This window comes from Fibrisoma limi BUZ 3 (assembly GCF_000296815.2).
Classification (GTDB): Bacteria; Bacteroidota; Bacteroidia; order Cytophagales; family Spirosomataceae; genus Fibrisoma; species Fibrisoma limi.
The window spans coordinates 1,194,934-1,216,724 of sequence record NZ_CAIT01000009.1; the positions used below are offsets into that span (position 1 = coordinate 1,194,934).

The window sequence follows — 21,791 nt, forward strand, 5'->3', positions numbered from 1 at the left end:
GCCGGACAACTTTTTTACAAAAATTTTTTATTTCAACATTTTTCAACTGTGGCTGCAACGGCATCGTAGGGCACCGCGTAATGGCGGTTAGATGATCACCCACCTAACGGTTGATCTCGCTCGCATGGCAGCAAAAACACAACATATTCTCGTCATTGGCGGCCCGGCAGCCGGTGGGCTTGGCGTTAAGCCCGGTCAGGGTTTCGTCGAGCAGTTTGCCCGGCGGCTGGTTCAGTCTGGTCAGCGGGTGCAGGTAGACTACCACACACCCCTCGATGTTGAGTCGGCCAATCTGGTGCTTCCCCGGCTCTATGGCAGCCGGTACGACCTTATTCTGCTGGAACTGGGCCACAGCTTTCTGCTCGGACCAACGGTAGTCTCCGGATCGTCTAATACGCTGGTTCGGGCCTTTGCCAACCTGACCACCAGCCTGCGCGTTCACTGGCTTCGGGCGCATCACCTGTTTGGCCGGGTAGCGCTCCTGAAGAAACTGGAAAGCCAGTTAGCTACCCTGTTGAAACACCTGAGGCCATTCCGCCATAAGGTGATTCTGCTCACCCCCATCCCTCACCAGGAACCGGTAGCCCAATGGCTTTGTGGACGTAGTCGACCCTTATTTCTGGCGTTGGGCGAACAGCATGGTATCAGTGTTTTTGATACGCATCCGCTGATTCGCTGCCAGAGCGAGTACTTCCTTGACAACGATCCGCGGTTGCTGAGCGCCGTTAGCCACGAAATTATTGGCAGTTACCTGCACGCTTTTTACCAGGCCATGCCAACGGTCATTGACTCGGCTCCGGTAATCCGTCCCGAAAAACGATCTCACTAAGCTTACCAATCAATTTACCTATATACATCTCCATGAAACGCAAACTGATTATCGGTTGCATTGCCCTGATGGGCCTAAGCCTTTACGGTTGTAATCAAAACCAGGTGGCGGTCGATCCAGCCACGGAAGAAAGTACCTTGTCGGGTGCCCGCGTTACAACCGACAGCGCCGGATTTTTCTGCAAACAGAAACTAACAAAAGTAGCCACCGCCGATCTGCCGGCCACCATTACAAGTTTTATCAGCACGAGTTATGCCGGTGCCACGATTGAGTACGCAGCCAAAGATGACACCGGGCGCTTCTACGTCGGTATTGTTCAGAATAGTCAGCCCAAAGCGCTGTTGTTTAACGCCGACGGTACGTTCAGTCAGGAGATAACGATGCGAGCCGGCAAACCCGGACCCGGCCGCGGCCATGGCGGTAAGCGGGACAGCCTCCAGCAGATAGCCCAAACGGATTTGCCCGCAGCCATCACCAGCTACATCAATACCAACTATGCCGGTGCTCAGGTGAAAGTGGCCGCCAAGGACAACACGCGCGGCTACATCGTCATGATTACGGTGAATGATCAGCCAAAAACGCTCCTGTTCAACCTCGACGGTACGTTCAACAAGGAGCTGGAAAAGCAGCTTCGCGGCCGGTTCACAGACATCGACATTGCTACGCTGCCGGCTGCAGTTACGAGCTACATATCGACTACCTATGCAGGCAGTACGGTTAAGAAGGCCGCCAAAAATACCGAAGGGCAGTACATCGTCTGGGCACAAACCTCCGATAACAGGCTGGTTAGCTTACTCTTTGCGGCCGACGGTACATTCATTGAGGTCGTAAGACGTCACCGTTAATCAATTGACCCAAAAATAAATGTCGGACGAGCTCGTGTTTCCCTCAATCCCTTCAGCCGTCTGTACGCGTGGGTACACATGACTCGTCCGACTTATTCTTTAACGTTGAATACAGCCTAACTAATCTCAACGATGAGAACATATTCATTCTTTCGCAATACCACCTATGTAGCTTTACTGACCACGGTGCTGGGTGTATCCGCCTGTCGGAAAGAGGCCGATGTCGTACCGGACGCTACCACCACGGCAGCCGAGAACAAGGTCGTTAATGACTGGATTCTGGAAAACATGCAGGATTTGTATTACTGGAATGACAAGATTCCGGCCAATCCCGATGAAACGCTGTCGCCCGACAAGTTCTTTGACTCCATTCTGTACACATACGATGAAGTAGCGCGCCCCGACGGCGACCGATTCTCCTGGATTGAGGAGAGCGCCGACGACCTCACGGCGAGTCTGAGCGGAGAAACCAAGACCACGGGTATGGAATTTACACTGTACCTACGCGCTCAGAACTCCAGCGATGTAATTGCGCAGGTGGTGTACGTTCTGCCCGGCTCACCGGCTGCCACCGCTGGGATGAAACGCGGTGACATTATTTCCAAAGTGAACGGCCAGACATTAAATACGACCAACTACGTATCGCTGCTGTTTGGCAATCTAACTACCTATACTTTCGGGCTCGCTACGGTGAGTAACCAGGCGCTGGTGGATTCCGACCAGACCCGGATCGTTACGGCCACTACGTTCCAGGAAGACCCGGTTTTTCTTGACTCTGTTTATACGGTTGGCGGCAAGACCGTTGGCTATCTGGTGTACAACCAGTTTAATCCCGCTCCCAACGGCAGCAACGGCACCGAATATGATCAGAAGATTGACGCTATCTTCAGCGAATTCAAGGCAAAAGGGGTCAACGAGTTAGTGCTGGATCTGCGCTACAACCCGGGCGGTTACACGTCGTCGTCGGTTAATCTGGCCAGTCTGATTGGCCGTGGCATCGATGCCAACAAGGTGTATTTCCGCGAAGAATGGAACAAAACCCTGACGCCTTATCTGCAAAAGGAATACGGCGACTCGTTCTTTGTCCAGAATTTCGTCAATAAATCGCAGAACATCGGCGCCAACCTACAGCGTGTATTTGTGCTCACAACGGATTATACAGCCTCGGCCAGCGAGTTGATTATCAATGGACTTCGACCTTTTATGACCGTTACGACCATCGGCACTGCAACGTATGGCAAGAATGTGGGGTCTATTACGGTGACCGACGAATCAGGTAAGATTAAGTGGGGTATGCAGCCCATTGTGTTCAAATCGTTCAATAGCCTTGGCCAGTCCGACTATGCCAGCGGATTCCAGCCGAATGTTGAAGTAGAAGAACCCATTAGCCTGCTTCCACTTGGTGACACCCGCGAGGCATTGCTGAACGAAGCGTTGTTTCAGATAACCGGTAGCCGTCTGGCCCGTCGGTCGGCCCCCGAAAAGAATCCGTTGCCTGGCATTGGCTCGTCCATTGACCGGAAAGCGAACGGAAGCGGAATGTTTAAGCAATTTAAAATGAACAAATTATAGGCAAATTTGTAAAGTAAATGTAAGTTGCATTCCGTTCTTGGACGGGGGAGTTAGTGATAGAATCTCATTCGATGTGCGTACGTATGAAAACACTTCTAACTACCTTTTTTGTTGCCGTTGGTGTTGTTTCAGGGCTTGCGCAGCCCATCACCGACTATTATCGGCTACCCGCCGAACGTACGGACCTGAACCGTTCTAGGGTTGAACGGACACTTGCCCGCTACGGGAGCATATACACCCGGGAGCGCTGGTACATTTCGGGCGAAGGATTCGTCCGGACGGACATCAACCAGCTCGATGGTACATTTAATGGATTGATCGGCACGGAAACGACCGTCAAAACCGGCTGGGGCGCAACGGTGGGCTGGGTTAGCCGCGAGCGGTGGGCTGTAGAAGGTGGCTACGCACGGTCACCTATTCATAGCACTCTTGCCATCCAGAACGGGCTCGCTCCGCTGGTGTACCGGTATACGAACGACAAGCAGGGGTTCGTGTTACGCACCAAATACAGACTTCCAATTGGAAAGCAATCGATGACCCGGTCGGGCTTGTGGCTCGGGGCGGGGCTCTGGCTCGTGCCAAACTCCGGTCAGCCCCTCGAACGCGTATCCCTGATCGGTTACCGGGGTGGATACCGGATGTATGGCCGCGATCAGATCGATACGCTTCGCCTGACGAGCAATACGCGCATTAGCCCTCATCTGAGCGGATTGGCCGAAGCATCGGCCGAATACACCTTTCAGTTGGGCGGTCGGACCGAACTCAGCCTGTTCGGGCGCAAGAACTGGGGTCTTGGTAATTCCATACGGACCGATATAACGTATCGCGTTAATGGAGGAGCTGTGCAGAACGCAACCCTGCGCGGCAATGGCAACGGCTGGACGTTTGGTATAGCCCTGCGTTTCAACTACGCCATGCGCTACGATCTTCGATCAATGCCAAACATTTACAACCTCCGCGGCAACGGTGAACCACGCCGGCGCAACGAAATACGTTCGCTCAATTGAGCTAATTACCCGTCACGAACGGGAAGGAATTCGTAATTTTCGGCGTTAGAAGATTATGAATTACCTTTCAGCAGAAAACCTTTCCAAATCATACGGCGACCGCGTCCTGTTCCGCAACCTGACCTTCGGGTTGAACCGGGGCGATAAGGTAGCCATTGTTGGGGCTAACGGCTCCGGCAAAACGACGTTACTGTCTATACTGGCCGGTACTACCCAGCCCGACGAAGGTATCGTCAGTCACCGCAAGGACATCACCATTGGTTATCTGGACCAGCAGCCCGACCTCAACGAAGCCCTCACAGTAATGGAGGTGGTACTGGCCGGTGAAAGTGCTCAACTGGACGCAGTAAGGGCCTACGAAAAAGCCCTGCTCCACGACGACCCGGTGGCCCTCGAACGCGCCATGACCGATATGGAAAAGCTCGAAGCCTGGGACTACGAAGCGCAGATTCGTCAGATTCTGGGTGAACTCGGGATTCAGGACGTTGAGCAGCCCGTGGCTACGCTCTCGGGTGGCCAACGCAAGCGGGTGGCCCTGGCCCGGGTATTGATCCAGAACCCCGACCTGCTCATTCTCGACGAACCGACCAACCACCTCGATCTGGAAGCTATCGAATACCTCGAAACCTTCCTGAATACCAACAACGGAACGCTGCTGATGGTCTCCCACGACCGCTATTTTCTGGATCGGGTCTGTAATCAGATCGCCGAACTGGATGGGGGGCAGCTCTACACCTACAAAGGCAACTACGCCTATTTCCTCGAAAAGAAGGATGAACGCGAGGCCGCAGCAGCCTCCGAGCTGGACAAAAACCGGAATACCCTCCGGCGCGAACTCGAGTGGATGCGTCGGCAACCCAAAGCCCGGGGCACGAAGGCACAGTACCGCATCGACGCTTTCAACGAGTTGCAGGAGAAAACGGCTGGTCGTCGCACCGACGGTGAACTGGACCTGAACCTGCGGACGTCGCGGCTGGGCAGCAAGATTCTGGAAGTTGAGAACCTGAGCAAGCGGTTCGCCGAGAAAGTGTTGCTCGACCATTTTACCTATACGTTCAAACGGTTCGACCGGGTTGGCCTGATCGGCAAAAACGGCATGGGCAAAACGACGCTGCTCAATATGCTGACCGGCCAGCTCCGTCCGGATTCGGGGAAGATTACGACCGGCGGCACGGTCAAATTCGGTTATTATACGCAAAGCGAACTGAACCTGCCCGAAAATCAGCGCGTCATCGACGTTGTGCAGGATGTGGCGGAGGTAATGAAACTGGCCACCGGCGAGACCGTTACGGCCAGCCAGTTGCTGCACCATTTTCTGTTCAACCGGCAGAAGCAGTACGACTACGTATCAAAGCTCAGCGGGGGCGAAAAACGGCGGCTCCAGTTGTTGCTCGTTCTGGTGCAGAACCCAAACTTCCTGATTCTCGACGAGCCGACCAACGATCTTGACATTACGACGCTGAACGTACTGGAAGAGTTTTTGCTGAACTTCCCCGGCTGTGTACTGATCGTGACCCACGACCGTTACTTTATGGACCGGTTGGTCGAACACGTATTTGTGCTGGAAGGCGAGGGTAAGGTGCGCGACTATCCGGGCAACTACACCGACTACCGCGAATGGCGTGATAGTCAGCCTAAACGTTCCGAACGAATTGATGAACCGGTAAAGAACCAAAAGTCAGAGCCGGTAGTTACAAAGGCGCCGGCCGCTGCGCCAACGGAGACCAAAAAACGTTTGTCGTTCAAGGAACAGCGTGAGTACGAAACGCTCGAAAAAGAAATAGAGTCACTCGAGCAACGGAAAGCCGACATATTGGGTCAGCTCAACGCGGGTGGGCACCACGAGCAACTGACAGCCTGGGCGCGGGAAATCGAAGAGATCGAACAGCTTATTGCCCAGAAGTCAGACCGCTGGCTCGAGCTGGCTGAGTACGTATAATTGACGAGTGATTGAATTATCGAATAATTGCTTTAATACTACTCAGCCATTCAGTTATTCAGTGACTCAATCATTCAATCCTCTACCATGGACCAGATCATTGACTTTATTCAGTACCTACTCAACTCCGAGGAAATTATCCGCACCGGAGGACTGGTGTTGGTGACGCTGATCATCTTTGTTGAGAACGGTTTTTTCTTCGGTTTTTTCCTGCCGGGCGATTACCTGCTGTTTCTGTCGGGGGTGTTTGCCGGCACCAAGATACTGAACGTACCGCTGTGGCTCCTGCTGGCCTGTATTTTCGGCGCGGCTGTCTTTGGCTCACTGACGGGGTATCTGACGGGCCATTATTTTGGTGGTCGTATCCAGAACCGGCCGGATGGGTTGTTCTTCAAGAAAAAGTATATCGAAAGTACACGGCAGGCGTTTGCCCGCTACGGTAACTGGGCACTGATCGTAGCCCGGTTTTTGCCGATCGTACGCACGTTTGCCCCGCTTCTGGCCGGTTTGATTCACATGAATTTCCGGTACTTCCTGCTTTATAACGTAATAGGTGGCGCTATCTGGGTTTTCTCGTTAGTAGGGGGCGGCTATTATTTCGGCGAAAAGTTTCCGTGGATTGTTGACTACGTCCATTACATCATCTTCTTTTTCCTTGGCATTACTACGTTCACGGTGGTTCGCGGCTACCTGAACGCCCGCCGGGATATGCAGGCCGAACAGAAGGCCGAGAAGGTCTGACCCGATGCTGTTAACACAATAAAGCAACCGATGCCCTGTAGGGTCATCGGTTGCTTTATTTTAGGAGGTCCCCACTGAAATACGGTCAATTAAACGTAGGCTGTATCCTGACCACCCATCACCGAAGAAGTGTTACCTGCCCGGTCTTCTGGATAAAAGGACTGCTCGGCTCCATGGCAGATTTATACCTCAGCAGATAAGCATAAACACCGGAATCACAGGGTGTGCCCCTACTGGTTCCATCCCAACGCTTTGCTGGGTCGGTGGTTGAAAAAATAACGCTGCCCCATCGGTTATAAATCAGCAGTTCAAGTTCGCTGACACCTTCATGAAAGACCTCCAGTTCATCATTTTGATTATCGCCATTTGGTGAAAAGGCACCGGGTATAAAGATCCGGGGCTGGCAATACTCATTAACCGTAAACTGCTGGGCGACCGTACAGCCATCCGGGTTGGTGACCACGACCCGGTAAGTGCCTGGCAAACTGATAGTGTGAACTGCCTGGTCACCAGCACGGGGTGACCAGGAAAAGCTCAGGTTAGGTTCCTGTGTTTCTACCGATAAGGTTACAGGGCCTTCGCCAAGACAATACAGTTTGTCGGCAGGAAAACGAACGTTCGGTGACGACAGACGGCCGGCCTAGTAACTGAACAGGCTCACCCTGACAAACCTGATAGGTTGTCTTCTCAACAATAGTCTTAGTTAAACAGACCGTCTGTCGGCAAGAATAAAAGCCCGTCGATGCCGTAAAGCCCCACCAAACCTGAGGGTTTCCCTTGAAAACGTCATTGATTAAGTTGATTGTCACATTAATACGTTCTTCACAGTCAACCAATACCTTTAATCGGCGATCTTGTGCCTCCCACACTATCCGGATTCTATAATCGAGTCCGTCTTTTACGATGTCTTTGTTGGGTTTGATGCGGGTAGGTGCCGTCAGATTGGAAGGCAGGCGATGATTAGTACTCCCATCGCGCAGAACAGCCATATGGTCGTACAGCGGATCGCCATAATCCCGATTGATATAGGTGTCAAATTCCACCCCTAAAGACGGGTCAAAACCGGCAAAGCCTAACCCCTGGCCGCTCGTACCGAGTGCATTAGGCCCTACCGTTTGCATGACGAACATCATGCCGTCGGCGCCGTTCGGGTTGTTGTCAAAATTCAGGGTAAACTCCAAGCTGAATGAGGCTCTTAAATCCAGCTTCTGATCGTACCAGACCGCTCCGTATTCGCCATTCAGCCGGTCGGTCAGTTGGAAACAGTCTGTTCCACTAATTGCTTTAGCCGTTCCCCGAAGGCGATACTGGGCAAAACACTCGCGTTTATGTACGACCAAAGCTGTGAGTAGAACAAAGCAAAGACGTATAGTATAGGCATTCATACTACCTGCTTTTAAGGTGGGTAACGTACCAACGACGTTACCTCACCTATTTTCTGTGTGGATAGAAGGGGGTACTTACTGCTATGGTTCTACTGAAGTGTAGCTGGCTGAACCTGGGTTGTGTCCTGGTTACACATTACCTGATACTCGTACGCAAATGGCTCGATAGAAGGACGTTTAGCTTTGAATGAAAAGCTGCCATTGCCAAGTATTACCTTTTTTCGACGAAGTGCTCCTATCAAAGCGCCTGTCTCCGCTCCGCTAAGCGGGGCTATGTATATCATAAGCCACCGCAGGCCATTTAGAAGGGCGACTCCCGGCCTGAAGGTGCTGGAGCCAGGTGATGACCCTCCCCAGTCTAAACGGCCGACATCTCCGGGTTCTGTAAACGTAGCCAGTGTAACACTCAGCGCTAAGCCAACACCGGCTCCTCTTATCATGGAGCATAACACCTGCCCTTTACGTCGAATAGTTATCTGACGAATATCATTAGCCTTTATTGTGTACAGGTGCGGCTCCCCGTCCCGAAGTGAACGGATAGCTTGCGGAGTATTTGAAACATACGTCAGCGTCGAATCAGTTACGCTATGTAGAATGCCCTTAATCTGGTAGTGATTAGTAGTCGTTATTACGACACGATACAACCTAGCCTTACGCTGGGAGTGACTCAAAGTTGGATTGACCAGCACGAAGAACAGAACCGAGCAGAGCAGTAGAGGAGTTTTCATGTGAGTTGGCTTAGTGAATGACTGAGCCAAAAGTAGACTCCTCCACACCGCTCCGAAAGTGACGGTTTACCTTCGGCGAGTCCGGGTTTATGTTCGGCGGGAAAATCAGAGACAAACAGCCGGGCAGTAGACGGCTTTTTAGTTCTCCAGGCCCATCTTTTTCAAGAAATCGGGCTTGACGCGCCGGGCCACGTCTACCTCGCTGCCATCAGTCATGACCAGCGTACCGCCTTCGCCCCGCCGGTATTTCATGATGTAGTTCAGGTTGACCATGTGCGATTTGTGCACCTTGAAAAAGAGGTCATGATCGGCCAGCACCTGTTCGAACTCGGCAATGGAGCGGGAGGCTACCATTTCTTTGCGGTTGGTGAAGTGAACGGTCGAATAACTCCCCATCGCTTCAATCCGCACAATATCCTCGGCGGTGAACAGCAAGACACCCTCCAGCGTAGGAATCGGTATCTTCTTCACCTTCTCGCGCTCGTCGCGGATCATACGGAGTAGTTGCTGCAGGTCGTCAGTTGGCGAGGACTCGGATCGCTGCAACTGTTTTTCAAGCACTTCGTTATGACGGGCCATCAACTGCTCATTTTCTTCGAGCCGTTTGAGGGCCAGTTCCTGGGCCTGCCGAATGCCGTCGCGCAATGTATTGATACGGTCCATGACCGCAAACGTCAGCAGGGTAGCCTGACAAACGGCCCCGATCTGGTAGCCGTAATAGGTAAAGACATGATCGAAGGAAATGACATTGAACAGCGTCAGTATTAGCAGCAGGATTTCAACGATATAGATGCCCCAGCCCAGCAGATAGAACCGCGCCGGCCGGAAGCCCCGACGATACAGCCAGAAGCCCACACCCAGAAAGGAAAGAAACGTAACCAGCACGATCACGTTAAAGGCCATTTCAGCGCGCTGAATGCCCATAATCTTAGCGACCACCACCCCGATTGCCAGCAGAGCCACGCCCTGATACGCCCGGACCATGTACGGCCGGACCGCACTAATATTCAGGAAGGCAGCAGAAAAGGCAATGCTTGTCAGCAGTGTACCTAGCCGGATCAGACTGGAATTGATGCCATTGTTCATGTAAGGCATGTCCCGCCAGAGCAGATCAAACAAATACCCCTCAAAGGTGAGCAGTGTGAGCGCCGAAAAGACCACGTGCAGGGCGTAGAGCAGAAACGTCCGGTCGCGCAGGGATACGTACATAAAGAAGCTGAAGAGGGCAATCAGCGCCATGACCCCAATCACAAACGCGTTGATCATCGTTTCGCGGTACACTTTGTGCATCACCGGCCGAACCGTGCCGAGCTTGATGGGCAACACCAGCCCGTTCATGTCCTTCAGGGCGATATAAAGCTGCTTAGGTGCTTTGCCCAGGTAAAGCACAATGCTGTTGGTACCAAAGTATCGGTTGGCGAAGGGACGTAATACACCGGTTTCCACAAAATAGGTAGTATCCTCGCCCACGACGTACGCATCGATGTAGTCAATATCCTGGGCTTCCAGAACGGCATAAACCGGTTCGTTGGTCTGGTTGTGAATGTCCCATTTCAGCCAGATGCGGGAGGGCGTAAATCCCAGGTTAAGGATTTTGTCGGGACTGTCGGCGTACCGGCTGTCAGGCAGCCGACTAACTTGCTGGTGAGTCAGTTGGTTGGAGGTATCTTCGAAGTAGCGGGCGTAGCTACCCATTTCAACCAACTCGTCGGACTGGGTATAGTGAATAATACGCTGCCCCAGGGTGTCCCGGATAAATAACAGGCAGCAAACTAGCAGAACAAGTGTACAGTGTCTCAATGAAAAAAGGTGGGTATACTTAAGTAGTTACTGCCGGTAATATTAACGTATTCGCCTTACATTGTAAATAAGCTTCCAGCCTAAAAGAGTAGACTAATCCTTTCGAGCGTTTAGTCTCCTGCCACTAGCAACTTTCTCAACAACAATCATTTAATACACTTATACGCTGCACTAAATCAAACGCCCTGCTGACAACTCAGCAGGGCGTTTGATTTAGTGCAGGCAATAGCCTTGTAGAACTTCCTTGTTAATTCCGTACGGGCTTGCCACCGGCCAGCAGGCTTTGAATCCGCTCCAGCGTTTTCTTCTCACCCGACAGCGACAGGAAGGCTTCGCGCTCCAGATTCAGCAGATACTGTTCCGACACCATCTGAGGAGCGCTCAGGTCACCGCCACAAATGACGTACGCCAATTTATCGGCAATCTTCATATCGTGTTCGGAAATGTATCGTCCCATGCGCATGGCCGTAATACCCGCCTTGAACAACGCAATGCCGGTTTTTCCCTGCACCTTGATGTCCGTGCGAGGCTTCGGCTGAACGTAGCCATTATCAGCCAGTTCGATAACCGCCTGCTTGGCCTCCGCCAGTAGCCGACTACGGTTCAGAACAATCTGATCGCCCGCCCGGAGGTAGTTCATATCACGCGCTTCCTGTGCCGACGTCGACACCTTCGCCGTCGCGATGTTCATGTAAATGTTCTGGAGAATGTTCAGCTCCGGGTCACCGGTCTGATACAGGTCCGACGCGCGGGCGGCCATTTCCTTCGTACCGCCACCGGCTGGAATCAGACCAACACCCACTTCGACCAGCCCCATGTAAGTTTCGGCGTGCGCCACAACGCGGTCGGCGTGCAGGACGGCTTCGCAGCCGCCACCCAGCGTCAGGGTGTGTGGAGCCACAACCACCGGAATTGATGAGTACCGGATGCGTCGGATTACCTGCTGAAACTGGGCGATCATCAGGTTGATCTCATCGAATTCCTGTTCAACCGCCAGCATGAACAACGTACCCAGGTTTGCCCCCGCGGAGAACGCTTCTGTCGAATCGTTACCGATGACTAACCCCCGGAAATCTTTCTCAGCAATGCTGATGGCTTTGTTGATACCTTTCATTACTTCCAAACCGAAGGTATTCATCTTACTGCGGAATTCAACGTTCAGAATACCGTCGCCGAGATCGTACAGGTGGACGCCTGCGTTCTTCCAGACTACGTTGTTCGAGGGATCGTCGCCCCGAATGTTTTCGAGAATGATAAACTCCTCAGCCCCCGGAACCGGCTTATAGTTCTTGGTCTGAATGTCGTAATACAGCCGCTTGCCCCCTTCCACTTTGTAGAAAGACTCAAAACCGGCGTCGAGCATATCGTATACCCACTGAGCAGGTTTCTGCCCCTGCGACTCGATCAGCTCAACCCCTTTGCGAACGCCAATGGCATCCCAGGTTTCGAAAAGACCCAACTGCCAGCCGAAGCCGGTTGTAATAGCCGCATCGATACGGTACAGTTCATCAGAAATCTCAGGGATACGATTCGTTGCGTACCGGAAGCCATCAGCAAACGTCCGGCGGTAAAACTCTCCGGCTTTATCCTGACCGGCCAGCAGTACCGGGAACCGTTTGCGCAGGTTTTCGATGGCCTTCGTACTTTCCAGCGTCGCGAATTTGACCTTCTGCGACGGCTTGTATTCGTACGTTTTCAGGTCGAGGGCCAGAATGACCGTCTGCCCATTTTCGTCTTTAGTTTTCTTGTAATACCCCTGCCCCGTTTTGTCGCCGAGCCACTTGTTTTCCATCAGCTTCTGCATGGACGCCGTCAGTTGGAACGACTCCCGCGACTCGTCGTGCTCCATCTTAACGAGGTTATTCGCGACGTTGACGGTCGTATCCAGGCCTACTACATCCGACAGCCGGAACGTACCTGATTTCGGCCGACCCACTACGGGTCCGGTCAGCTTATCCACTTCTTCGACGGTAAGCCCCAGGTCTTCGGCCACCCGGATCGTCTGCACCAGCGACTGAATACCCAGGCGGTTGGCGATGAAACCGGGGGTATCTTTACACAGTACGGTGGTTTTACCCAGATACAGATCGCCGTACTTCATCAGGAAATCAATTACGGCCGAATCGGTGTCGGGTCCCGGAATGATTTCGAGCAGGCGCAGGTAGCGGGGTGGGTTAAAAAAGTGGGTACCGCAGAAATGCCGCCGGAAGTCGTCGCTCCGGCCTTCGGCCAGCAGATGCATCGGAATTCCCGACGTATTGGACGTAATAAGTGTACCTTCCTTGCGGAACTGTTCGACCCGCTCGTACAACGACCGTTTGATGTCCAGCCGCTCTACAATGGCCTCAATGATCCAGTCATACGTACCGATGTCTTTCAGGTTATCGTCAAAATTGCCCAGCTTTACACGTTCCGCAAATTTTGAACTGTACAAGGCAGCGGGCGTCGCCTTGAGGGTATTCTGCCACGCATCGTTCACTAAACGGTTACGAACGGCGGGTTTATCGAGTGTCAGGCCCTTGGCTTCCTCAGCCGGAGTCAGTTGCTGCGGCACGATGTCGAGCAGCAGGACCTCAAGTCCAATGTTGGCAAAGTGGGCCGCAATGCGCGAACCCATAATTCCTGAACCCAGCACGGCCACGCGCCGGATGCTGCGGTTTTTTAAGGCGGTTTTTGGTTGTTCTAAGGTTGCTTCCATACGTTAGCAGTAGTGACGGAATACAGATGCCACGGCTAAGATGCACTTATACCTAATGAAGGTAGTTCTTATCAGTGCATCTCATCCGGATCAAACGCATTCCTATTGGTATTTGCTAATTTTTGTAGTTCTTCAACTCTGGTCTTTGGGGATAAGCATACAGGCAGTGGCTTACTCCAGCGTCAGCTCTTCGGTTTCGTTGGCTTTCAGCTTGGCGTTTTCTTCCTCAACCAGCCGGTTTATGTCTTTGATAACGTCAAAGAACAAAACCAGTTTTTCGAGCGGTATTTTCTCCCGGATCAGGTTATTAAACTGAATTACCCCTTCCCGGGCGATTTCGCGCTTCTTTTTCCCCTCGTCGGTCAGGTAAATCCGGACGAACCGCTTGTCACTTTCATCGATTTCGCGCCGTATCCAGCCTCGCTCCTCCAGGCTTTTCAGCATACGTACCAGACTGCGGGGCTCCATCCCCAGCAGCGGGCCGATTTTAGTAGCGGGCGTACCGTCTTCCAGGTCGATGTTGAGCAGCACGTAGCCGATCGCCATTGTCATGTCGTAGCGGGCTGCGTAGGCATTGTACATGCGCGAAATGGCATGCCAGCTCCATTTTATGTGAAAATCAACGGTTTTCTCTTTTTTCATAATGATGTCGCACTCCCCTTCCAATGTGTAAATCTACAATTTTTTGGAGATATTATGCAAGCATACTATTATAAACAATGAGCGCCCGGGACGACAGGTGTCTACCCTGCGGCCTAAGCACTCAATAGGAAAAACGCGAATAACAACAACAGCAACTATCAGGATTCGGAAAGCAGTTTATCGATCAGCCGATTAAACTCCTCTACGTACTGGTCATAGTATTTGCCCGTTCCAGGGCCGGAGAAGCCGGTATGGATATGCCGTACCTGCCCTTTCTTGTCCACGAATAGGGTGGTTGGAAACGCCACCACCCGGTTCAATGCCGGTAAGGCTTTTGATGCCTCGGCTTTGTCGTTCGTTCCGGCCAGAACAACGGGGTAGTCGATGCCAAAGCGTTGCTTCATCCGCTCGATTTTCGGACCAGATTCATTCATCTCGGCCGTTTTCTCGAACGCCAGCCCCACCACTTCGACGCCCCGCGACCGATTCCGTTTGTACCACGGGCTAAGAAATACGGTTTCGTCCATGCAGTTCGGGCACCACGTTCCCAGAATCTGGATGACCGTCACTTTGTCCTTGAAGCGAGGATCGTTCAGCGACACCAGCTTGCCATTAGGCTCTGGAAACGAGAACGCAAACGTCTGTCCGGGCCGGATGTAGGTTAGTGATGCCGGATCAGGTAGTGCAGCGTTGGGATCGAACCGGGCTACCCACGGTTCGTAGCCAGTAAAGCCAGACCAGAACCCACCAGCCAGCGTGTTGTTGGCGGAGTTGTGTTTGGCTTTAAACAGGAACGCGTGCGTACCGTCGAAGCAGGAGAGAAACAGGCTGTCGCCCACTACGTCGCCGGCCAGATAGCGATAGTCGCCGGTGGGTGTCAGGAAGGTACCCGTCACGCGACTCCCCTGCTGATCAAACACCCCAACGGCATTGACCGTATCCACAGCCCCTTTAGCCTTGCCAAACTCCGTTGCCCATTTGCCGGTTAACGAGGTAGTACCGGCTGGTTTGCCGGGCTGGTCTGCAAATCGGTGCGTAACGCCGTAGCGGGCTTCGAACGGCATTGTCTGATACTGCCTGGCCGTCCGGCGCCGACGCCAGACACCGCGCAGCACATCACCGTCGGGTTTTGCCACCAGTTCCGACTCAAACAGTGCCATAGGAATGTGGAGCGAATCGCCTTCGAGCGTAGCGGGGTCCATTTTGAGCCGTTCGGTACCGTTCAGGGCAAAAACCGTATAGGTCTTGCCTGCCGGTTGGATGTCGAGCCCAAATGGTAAGTCGCCACCACGCGTTTTCAGCACAGCGCGGTAAACACCGGGTTTAATGGCGGTTGACGTTTGACCAAACAGGAAAGAGCATGAAAGCAGTAGTGAAGCCGTTATAGCGAAGCGCTTTTTCATACGGTAAAGAAAAGATATGTTTGTAACGACCGCAACGAACGGTTAGTTTCTTCATGACTGATTATCACCAACCTGTTTTATTACACGAATGCATCGATGGTCTGGCCCTGCAGCCCGGCGGTACGTATGTTGACGTGACCTTCGGTGGCGGGGGCCACAGCCGCGAAATTTTACGACGGCTGGAGGAAGGGCGGCTCTTCGCCTTCGATCAGGACGCCGACGCCAAAGCTAACGCGCAGGCGCTCAACGACCAACGGCTCACGTTCATTGCCTCGAATTTCCGCAACCTTAAGCGGTATCTACGGCTCTATAAAGCCGATGGCATCGACGGTATTCTGGCCGACCTCGGCATTTCGTCGCACCAGATCGATACGCCTGAACGCGGCTTTTCGACCCGTTTCGACGCCGATCTCGATATGCGTATGAACCAGCAGGCCGAACGCACGGCACGCGAGGTCGTGAACGACTATCCGGAGGCTGAACTTCACCGGATTCTGGGCATGTACGGCGAAATTACGAACGCCCGCACGGCTGCATCGGCTATTGTTTCGGCCCGTTCGAACCGGACTATCAATACCGTCAATGAACTAAAAACGGCCTTACAGCGCTATGCCCCGCGCGGCAAGGAGAACAAGTACTTCGCGCAGGTATTTCAGGCGCTTCGCATTGAGGTGAACGATGAGTTAAAAGCCCTCGAAGAGTTTCTGGAACAGGTACCGGACGTACTGAAACCGGGAGGCCGGCTGGTTGTCTTGTCGTATCACTCACTGGAGGATCGGCTGGTCAAAAATTTTATCAACAAAGGAAAGTTTCAGGGCGACGTCGAAAAAGACCTGTTCGGGAATGAGATCAAACCGTTGCAGTCGGTGACGCGCAAACCCATCGAAGCCTCCCCCGACGAGATCAGCCGCAACCCGCGGGCACGGAGCGCTAAACTCCGGATTGCCGAAAAGATTTAAATTCGTTTAAAAGCCGACCTGCGCCAGTACGTCGGCTTTTTTATTGATCACCCTTTCTGTAGTTTTGACCGTTACCACCGTATCCATTTATCTCGGATTAGTATGCTAGCCAAAACATTCGGCGCGGCCGTTTATGGCGTCAACGCGACGATTATTACCATCGAAGTAGCCGTTGGGCAGGGCCTTCGGTTCTTCATGGTGGGCCTCCCCGACAGTGCCGTTAAGGAAAGTGAGCAGCGGGTTGAAGCCTCCCTCAAGTTTTTTGGCTACCGAATGCCCCGGCAGAAAGTCGTGGTTAACCTGGCCCCGGCCGATATTCGCAAAGAAGGCACCGCCTACGACCTGCCCATTGCGCTCTGCGTACTGCAATCGTCGGAGCAGATGAATACCGAACGTAACCTCGAAGAGTACGTCATCATGGGCGAACTCTCGCTCGATGGGCGACTACGTCCCATCAAAGGCGTACTGCCTATCGCGATTGAAGCACGGAAACAGGGGTTTAAAGGGTTCGTGCTGCCGGTCGAGAACGCCCAGGAAGCGGCCATTGTCAATCAGTTGGATATCATCGGTGTCGAAACCATGCAGGATGCCGTCGAATTCTTCGAAGGCAAGAAACACATCGAGCCCCTGGTCAGCGATACGCGGGATATTTTCATGAGCCAGCTCAACAGCTACGAAGCCGATTTCTCGCACGTGCAGGGCCAGGAAAACATCAAGCGGGCGATGGAGATTGCGGCTGCGGGTGGGCACAACGTCATCATGATCGGCCCGCCGGGGGCCGGCAAAACCATGCTGGCCAAGCGCTTGCCGAGCATCCTGCCTCCGCTTACCCTGCACGAAGCCCTCGAAACGACCAAGATTCATTCCGTAGCAGGGAAACTCGGCAGCCGCGCTACGTTAATCTCAACACGGCCGTACCGGGCTCCGCACCATACGATCAGCGATACGGCCCTGGTGGGGGGCGGCAGTTTTCCGCAGCCGGGCGAAATCTCGCTGGCGCACAATGGCGTGCTCTTTCTGGACGAATTACCGGAGTTTAAACGAAGCGCTCTGGAGGTTATGCGACAGCCGCTGGAGGACCGCCGGGTCAGCATTTCCCGGGCCAAATGGGCGGTTGAGTTTCCGGCCAATTTTATGCTCATAGCTAGTATGAACCCCTGCCCTTGTGGCTACTACAACCATCCCGAAAAAGAATGCGTTTGCGGGCCGGGGGTTGTGCAGCGCTACCTGAACAAGATTAGTGGACCGCTGCTCGACCGCATTGATCTGCACGTTGAGGTAACGCCGGTGTCGTTCGACCAGATGACCGCCAACCGCCCCGCCGAAAGCAGCCAGGCCATCCGCGAACGCGTAATGCGGGCCCGCGACGTACAGACTACCCGGTTCGAGGGCCATACTGGCATTTACTCTAATGCCATGATGCCGTCGCAACTGGTGAAAGACGTTTGCATCATCACCGATGCCGGTCGGATGCTGCTTAAAACAGCCATGGAACGGCTTGGCTTATCGGCCCGGGCGTATGACCGTATCCTTAAAGTGTCGCGTACCATCGCCGATCTGGCCGGTACGGACGAAATTCGCATTGAGCACCTCGCCGAAGCGATTCAGTACCGGAGCCTGGACCGGGAAAACTGGGCAGGATAATCGCTACAGTTTCACTACCAGAGAGTAACCCGCTAAGCCGTTTAGGGCCAAAAACAGTTATGTCTGAATAGTATTTGTTTTAGCTATTCATGCAACTGACGATAACACCCGAAAACCCAATCGAGTGGTTTGCTCTAAAAGCCAATCTTATTCCTGTTCCGCTGCTTCACGCTCAGATTATGCCGGTTGTGGCCAAGGCCGTACTGGAAGCCGCCGACAAAGGTGTTTTCGAAGCAACAAAAGATAAACCTCAGTCGGTCGATGAACTGGCCGCTCACTTGCAATTACACCCCAAAGCCCTTGGTGAGTTGATGGGCCTGCTGACGGCTCTGGACTATTTTCACTACGAAAACGGTCGGTTTGCCCTGACGCGCATGGCCCGCCGGTTTGTGCTTAAAGACGACGCTATGTCGGTCTATGGCATGATGGTTTTCAACAACCGGGTTGTCTGGGAGTGGATGAATCATCTGGGCGATTACCTGAAAACCGGCCAGGGCATTCAATATCACGAAACGCTTTCCAAAGATCAATGGGCATATTACCAGCAGGCTATGGTAGCCGCTACCGGTACCGAAGCCCGTGAGTTTGGTCGGCGGGCACCCGTGCCTAAAACCGCTACCCAAATGCTCGACATTGGCGGCTCACACGGCCAGCATTCGGTTGTGCTATGTCGCAAGCTACCGGCCCTGCGCTCAACTATCATTGACTTACCACCGGCCATTGAACAATCGGCTCCGTTTCTGGCCCGGCAAGGCATGGGCGACCGCGTTGTTTACCAACCCGGCAACGCCCTGACCGACGATTTTGGAACCGGTCAATACGACATTGTCTTACTGTCCAGCCTGGCTCATCATTTCACGCCCGAACAAAATCAGCTCGTTACGGACAAAGTAGCGAAAGCCCTGCGACCCGGGGGGGTGTTCATTGTCAATGAGTTCATCCGGCCCGACGTTAGCACCAAACCGGATTTGGTCGGCAGCAGCACTGACCTCTTTTACGGACTGAGCAGTACGGCGGGGAATTACCAGATTGATGAGATCAAGCAATGGCAAACGTCTGCCGGTCTTAAGCCTCATAAGGTGGTTCATTACCGTAGTATTCCCAGCCGGGCTATGGTTGTTGCCAAGAAACCTTGACGACTATTGACCGATTACCTGCTTTTCGATCAACAGAATCAGCAGGTGAATGACCTTGATGTGAATCTCCTGAATACGGTCCGCGTACCCAAAATGTGGCACCCGAATTTCTACGTCGGCCTGTCCAGCCAGTTTTCCGCCGTTCTTTCCGGTCAGCAGGACTACGTTCATACCTTTCTGGCGAGCGGCTTCTACAGCCCGAACCACATTGGCGGAGTTGCCGCTGGTGCTGATGCCCAGCAGTACGTCGCCGGCGACTCCAAGCCCTTCAACGAATCGGGAGAAAACGTAGTCATAGCCGTAGTCGTTGCCGACGCACGACAGATGGCTTACGTCAGAGATGGCAATGGCCGCCAGCGACCGGCGGTTTTCGCGGTACCGACCCGATAGCTCTTCGGCAAAGTGCATGGCGTCGCAATGAGAACCGCCGTTTCCGCAGGAAATGATTTTATGGCCATTCTGTAACGCGTCGGCCATGAGCCGCGCAGCCGCTTCAATGGCGGTAAGGTTAGCAGAATCGTTGATGAATGTATCCAGAACCGACTGGGCTTCGGTCAGTTCCTGGCGAATAATGTCGAGCATTAGAATGCGTTTTCAGTTCACGGCTTTATGCTTGTAAAAACCGTAGTGCCCACAAAGTTGCCTACTTGGCTGCAATAACCGGTAGCCGAAAACCGAAAACTTTCTAAAAGACCAGGCTCCGGTAGCCGAAGTTCCAGCGCAGAGCCAGACTGGCGACCCGGTTGACGTAGTCGTTCTGGTTAAACTGGCTATCCTGGAAGCGGTAGAGATAGCGGCCCTCTACGAACACATTGTGCCGGAACATATACGACACCCGCGCATCGGCATAGGTTACCATGGTCGTTCGCCCCTGACCTATGAAGTTGCCTTCCTGCCGAAACGCCTGCCGATAGTCTTTCATGATGTTCCCGCCATAGTTGCGGTTGGGCGGATCAGTACCGAACTTCATGATCCCAAACGTACCGTTGAGCAACAGCTTTTTGTTCTGGTATCGGACAATACCAATGCCTTCAATAAAATTGGCTCCTAATGGGTGAGCCAGTGGCTGATTGTAGTGGGTATAGCTGGTCTGCCCGGTTTTGTGGGAATACGTATACGGGCGAGCTAAATTGAGTTCGGCCTGTAGGTCCAGATTGGGAATGGTTAAGGCATCGATGTACTTCAGACCAGCCTGCAACGCAAACTTGTTGGTTACAGAACCTTGCCCTTTGCGCAGACTATCGATCAGAAACTCATCGAGGATGAACTGGCTATAAAATTGAAAATGCGACAAAAAATTGGCCTTGAAATCAATACCAATCAGGGCATTATCGGCACTACCCCGGTACGACTCAACGTACCGATACAGGATGATCGGGTTCAGGTAGCTTAGATCAAGCCGGTCGCGGCTGAACACCTCGGCTTCAAACACCCCTACGTTAATGTTTGGGGTTATGTTGATGCTCAGGTGGTGCATGGCCGCAAACTTCTGCGGAATCAGCGAGTCGGCCGCTACAGGCCGCTCGGTGTTTTGTAGCTGCGTGAATAGATTCGTGTACTGAATATTACGCCCGATGCGGGTCGAAAACTTCAGGAACAGATACGGAGCACTGTTGTCGGACAACAGCATGGAGCGAAATCCATTTCCGATGAAGTTCCGGTCGTGCCCAAACTGCAGGTTGATGACTTTCAAGGCATTGAACGTAATGTAGCCCCTGGCCGTCAGGAAGTCGGCTCCGGTTGTGCGGTACAGTTTAGCCAGCCCTTCGCCCGGTGCAAAGCCAACGCCCTGGTCGGGGCGTCGATAGAGTCGGGCGTAGTCCTCGACGTAGCGCGGAAAGATTGCCTGATTATCCGCGAAAAACGTGTAGAAGCCCAGCCGTCGGCTGATCGAGCCCCGCACTTCGATACCCCGGGTGTTTACAAACGGCTGCCCGTCTCGCTTGGGTTCGGTATCACTCAGCCCCGTGACCTGTTCGTTCCCCACCCCGAAATAAAACACCGGGTTAACGTGCAGATCGACATCGGCATTCTGAAAATTATAGAAATCGGCTTTTTTGCGGTAAAAGTATTTCAGAAAAGGTCGACGGCTATCGCCGGGCGAAGCCGGAGGCAGTAAGTGCTTGGTAAACGGATCGAGCGCCAACGTATCGGCTGGCGAAGGTACCCACTCCCAACTGTCGTCGCGCAGGTAGTTGTAGTTAAAATAGTCCGTATCCGATAGCGGCCGGGTAGTACTCTGCGCCAGGCTGTCGGTTAGCTGGATAATGCTCTGCCGATTGTACGGTTTGATGGTGCTATGGAACCCCTCTGCCCACCGGTTCCGGCGAATCTCGATTCGGTCGATCAGATGATAATAATCAGCATTAAGGGGTACAAAGGGGCTTTGAGCCCAGGCCGGAAGTGCAAATACTATGAAACTAAAAACGTAAACTATTCTTCGCATATACGTTACCGGCTGAT

18 protein-coding genes are annotated in these 21,791 nt (G+C 53.1%); 9 read left to right on the top strand and 9 right to left on the bottom strand.

Annotated features, from left to right (window positions below; translation table 11 throughout):
* Positions 1-124: 124 nt before the first annotated feature.
* From BN8_RS24565 to BN8_RS24590, 6 genes are all read left to right on the top strand, one after another.
* Positions 125-829 (top strand): hypothetical protein, encoded by a 705-nt coding sequence (locus tag BN8_RS24565; protein WP_144051801.1) that lies wholly within the window; start codon positions 125-127, stop codon positions 827-829.
* Positions 830-861: 32 nt separating this feature from the next.
* Entirely contained in the window at positions 862-1,674 is an 813-nt protein-coding gene (locus BN8_RS24570) for a PepSY-like domain-containing protein (protein WP_009284652.1), read from the top strand.
* A gap of 132 nt (positions 1,675-1,806) precedes the next feature.
* Positions 1,807-3,246 (top strand): S41 family peptidase, encoded by a 1,440-nt coding sequence (locus BN8_RS24575; protein ID WP_009284653.1) that lies wholly within the window; start codon positions 1,807-1,809, stop codon positions 3,244-3,246.
* Between the two features lie 83 nt (positions 3,247-3,329).
* Entirely contained in the window at positions 3,330-4,253 is a 924-nt protein-coding gene (locus BN8_RS24580) for a hypothetical protein (RefSeq protein ID WP_051041126.1), read from the top strand.
* A gap of 55 nt (positions 4,254-4,308) precedes the next feature.
* On the top strand, positions 4,309-6,192 hold the full coding sequence (locus BN8_RS24585; RefSeq protein WP_009284655.1) for an ABC-F family ATP-binding cassette domain-containing protein: 1,884 nt from the start codon (positions 4,309-4,311) through the stop codon (positions 6,190-6,192).
* An 87-nt stretch (positions 6,193-6,279) separates the two neighbouring features.
* Entirely contained in the window at positions 6,280-6,933 is a 654-nt protein-coding gene (locus tag BN8_RS24590) for a DedA family protein (RefSeq protein WP_009284656.1), read from the top strand.
* 118 nt (positions 6,934-7,051) lie between these two features.
* Here BN8_RS24590 and BN8_RS24595 read toward each other — a convergent pair whose 3' ends face one another.
* From BN8_RS24595 to BN8_RS24625, 7 genes are all read right to left on the bottom strand, one after another.
* Positions 7,052-7,417: a T9SS type B sorting domain-containing protein gene (locus BN8_RS24595; RefSeq protein WP_009284657.1), complete on the bottom strand. Its 366-nt coding sequence runs from the start codon at positions 7,415-7,417 to the stop codon at positions 7,052-7,054.
* A 55-nt stretch (positions 7,418-7,472) separates the two neighbouring features.
* On the bottom strand, positions 7,473-8,273 hold the full coding sequence (locus BN8_RS24600; protein ID WP_192579090.1) for an L-type lectin-domain containing protein: 801 nt from the start codon (positions 8,271-8,273) through the stop codon (positions 7,473-7,475).
* A 134-nt stretch (positions 8,274-8,407) separates the two neighbouring features.
* On the bottom strand, positions 8,408-9,046 hold the full coding sequence (locus BN8_RS33430) for a hypothetical protein (protein WP_040006501.1): 639 nt from the start codon (positions 9,044-9,046) through the stop codon (positions 8,408-8,410).
* A 138-nt stretch (positions 9,047-9,184) separates the two neighbouring features.
* Complete coding sequence (locus tag BN8_RS24610; protein ID WP_009284659.1) at positions 9,185-10,846, bottom strand: 7TM diverse intracellular signaling domain-containing protein; 1,662 nt, start codon at positions 10,844-10,846, stop codon at positions 9,185-9,187.
* Positions 10,847-11,093: 247 nt separating this feature from the next.
* On the bottom strand, positions 11,094-13,544 hold the full coding sequence (locus BN8_RS24615; protein WP_009284660.1) for a 3-hydroxyacyl-CoA dehydrogenase/enoyl-CoA hydratase family protein: 2,451 nt from the start codon (positions 13,542-13,544) through the stop codon (positions 11,094-11,096).
* Positions 13,545-13,715: 171 nt separating this feature from the next.
* The gene (locus BN8_RS24620; protein ID WP_009284661.1) at positions 13,716-14,186 is read right to left on the bottom strand and encodes a MarR family winged helix-turn-helix transcriptional regulator; all 471 of its coding nucleotides are present in this window, start codon (positions 14,184-14,186) and stop codon (positions 13,716-13,718) included.
* Positions 14,187-14,344: 158 nt separating this feature from the next.
* Positions 14,345-15,589, bottom strand: a complete 1,245-nt coding sequence (locus BN8_RS24625; RefSeq protein WP_009284662.1) for a TlpA disulfide reductase family protein — start codon at positions 15,587-15,589, stop codon at positions 14,345-14,347.
* 53 nt (positions 15,590-15,642) lie between these two features.
* Between BN8_RS24625 and rsmH the strand changes: the two genes are divergently transcribed.
* From rsmH to BN8_RS24640, 3 genes are all read left to right on the top strand, one after another.
* The gene (rsmH, locus tag BN8_RS24630) at positions 15,643-16,548 is read left to right on the top strand and encodes a 16S rRNA (cytosine(1402)-N(4))-methyltransferase RsmH (protein ID WP_009284663.1); all 906 of its coding nucleotides are present in this window, start codon (positions 15,643-15,645) and stop codon (positions 16,546-16,548) included.
* Positions 16,549-16,650: 102 nt separating this feature from the next.
* Positions 16,651-18,192 (top strand): YifB family Mg chelatase-like AAA ATPase, encoded by a 1,542-nt coding sequence (locus BN8_RS24635; protein WP_009284664.1) that lies wholly within the window; start codon positions 16,651-16,653, stop codon positions 18,190-18,192.
* Between the two features lie 89 nt (positions 18,193-18,281).
* Positions 18,282-19,328 (top strand): class I SAM-dependent methyltransferase, encoded by a 1,047-nt coding sequence (locus tag BN8_RS24640; RefSeq protein ID WP_009284665.1) that lies wholly within the window; start codon positions 18,282-18,284, stop codon positions 19,326-19,328.
* A gap of 3 nt (positions 19,329-19,331) precedes the next feature.
* Here BN8_RS24640 and lpcA read toward each other — a convergent pair whose 3' ends face one another.
* Both lpcA and BN8_RS24650 read right to left on the bottom strand, forming a co-directional pair.
* The gene (gene lpcA, locus BN8_RS24645; protein ID WP_009284666.1) at positions 19,332-19,910 is read right to left on the bottom strand and encodes a D-sedoheptulose 7-phosphate isomerase; all 579 of its coding nucleotides are present in this window, start codon (positions 19,908-19,910) and stop codon (positions 19,332-19,334) included.
* Between the two features lie 103 nt (positions 19,911-20,013).
* On the bottom strand, positions 20,014-21,774 hold the full coding sequence (locus tag BN8_RS24650) for a hypothetical protein (RefSeq protein ID WP_009284667.1): 1,761 nt from the start codon (positions 21,772-21,774) through the stop codon (positions 20,014-20,016).
* Between the last annotated feature and the right edge of the window lie 17 nt (positions 21,775-21,791).

Excerpts from the sequence above, each read along its gene's own strand:
- BN8_RS24565 (WP_144051801.1), top strand. The coding sequence starts at position 125 with ATGGCAGCAAAAACACAACATATTCTCGTCATTGGCGGCCCGGCAGCC.
- BN8_RS24570 (WP_009284652.1), top strand. The coding sequence starts at position 862 with ATGAAACGCAAACTGATTATCGGTTGCATTGCCCTGATGGGCCTAAGC.
- BN8_RS24575 (WP_009284653.1), top strand. The coding sequence starts at position 1,807 with ATGAGAACATATTCATTCTTTCGCAATACCACCTATGTAGCTTTACTG.
- BN8_RS24580 (WP_051041126.1), top strand. The coding sequence starts at position 3,330 with ATGAAAACACTTCTAACTACCTTTTTTGTTGCCGTTGGTGTTGTTTCA.
- BN8_RS24585 (WP_009284655.1), top strand. The coding sequence starts at position 4,309 with ATGAATTACCTTTCAGCAGAAAACCTTTCCAAATCATACGGCGACCGC.
- BN8_RS24590 (WP_009284656.1), top strand. The coding sequence starts at position 6,280 with ATGGACCAGATCATTGACTTTATTCAGTACCTACTCAACTCCGAGGAA.
- BN8_RS33430 (WP_040006501.1), bottom strand. The coding sequence starts at position 9,046 with ATGAAAACTCCTCTACTGCTCTGCTCGGTTCTGTTCTTCGTGCTGGTC.
- BN8_RS24615 (WP_009284660.1), bottom strand. The coding sequence starts at position 13,544 with ATGGAAGCAACCTTAGAACAACCAAAAACCGCCTTAAAAAACCGCAGC.
- BN8_RS24620 (WP_009284661.1), bottom strand. The coding sequence starts at position 14,186 with ATGAAAAAAGAGAAAACCGTTGATTTTCACATAAAATGGAGCTGGCAT.
- BN8_RS24625 (WP_009284662.1), bottom strand. The coding sequence starts at position 15,589 with ATGAAAAAGCGCTTCGCTATAACGGCTTCACTACTGCTTTCATGCTCT.
- rsmH (WP_009284663.1), top strand. The coding sequence starts at position 15,643 with ATGACTGATTATCACCAACCTGTTTTATTACACGAATGCATCGATGGT.
- BN8_RS24635 (WP_009284664.1), top strand. The coding sequence starts at position 16,651 with ATGCTAGCCAAAACATTCGGCGCGGCCGTTTATGGCGTCAACGCGACG.
- BN8_RS24640 (WP_009284665.1), top strand. The coding sequence starts at position 18,282 with ATGCAACTGACGATAACACCCGAAAACCCAATCGAGTGGTTTGCTCTA.
- lpcA (WP_009284666.1), bottom strand. The coding sequence starts at position 19,910 with ATGCTCGACATTATTCGCCAGGAACTGACCGAAGCCCAGTCGGTTCTG.
- BN8_RS24650 (WP_009284667.1), bottom strand. The coding sequence starts at position 21,774 with ATGCGAAGAATAGTTTACGTTTTTAGTTTCATAGTATTTGCACTTCCG.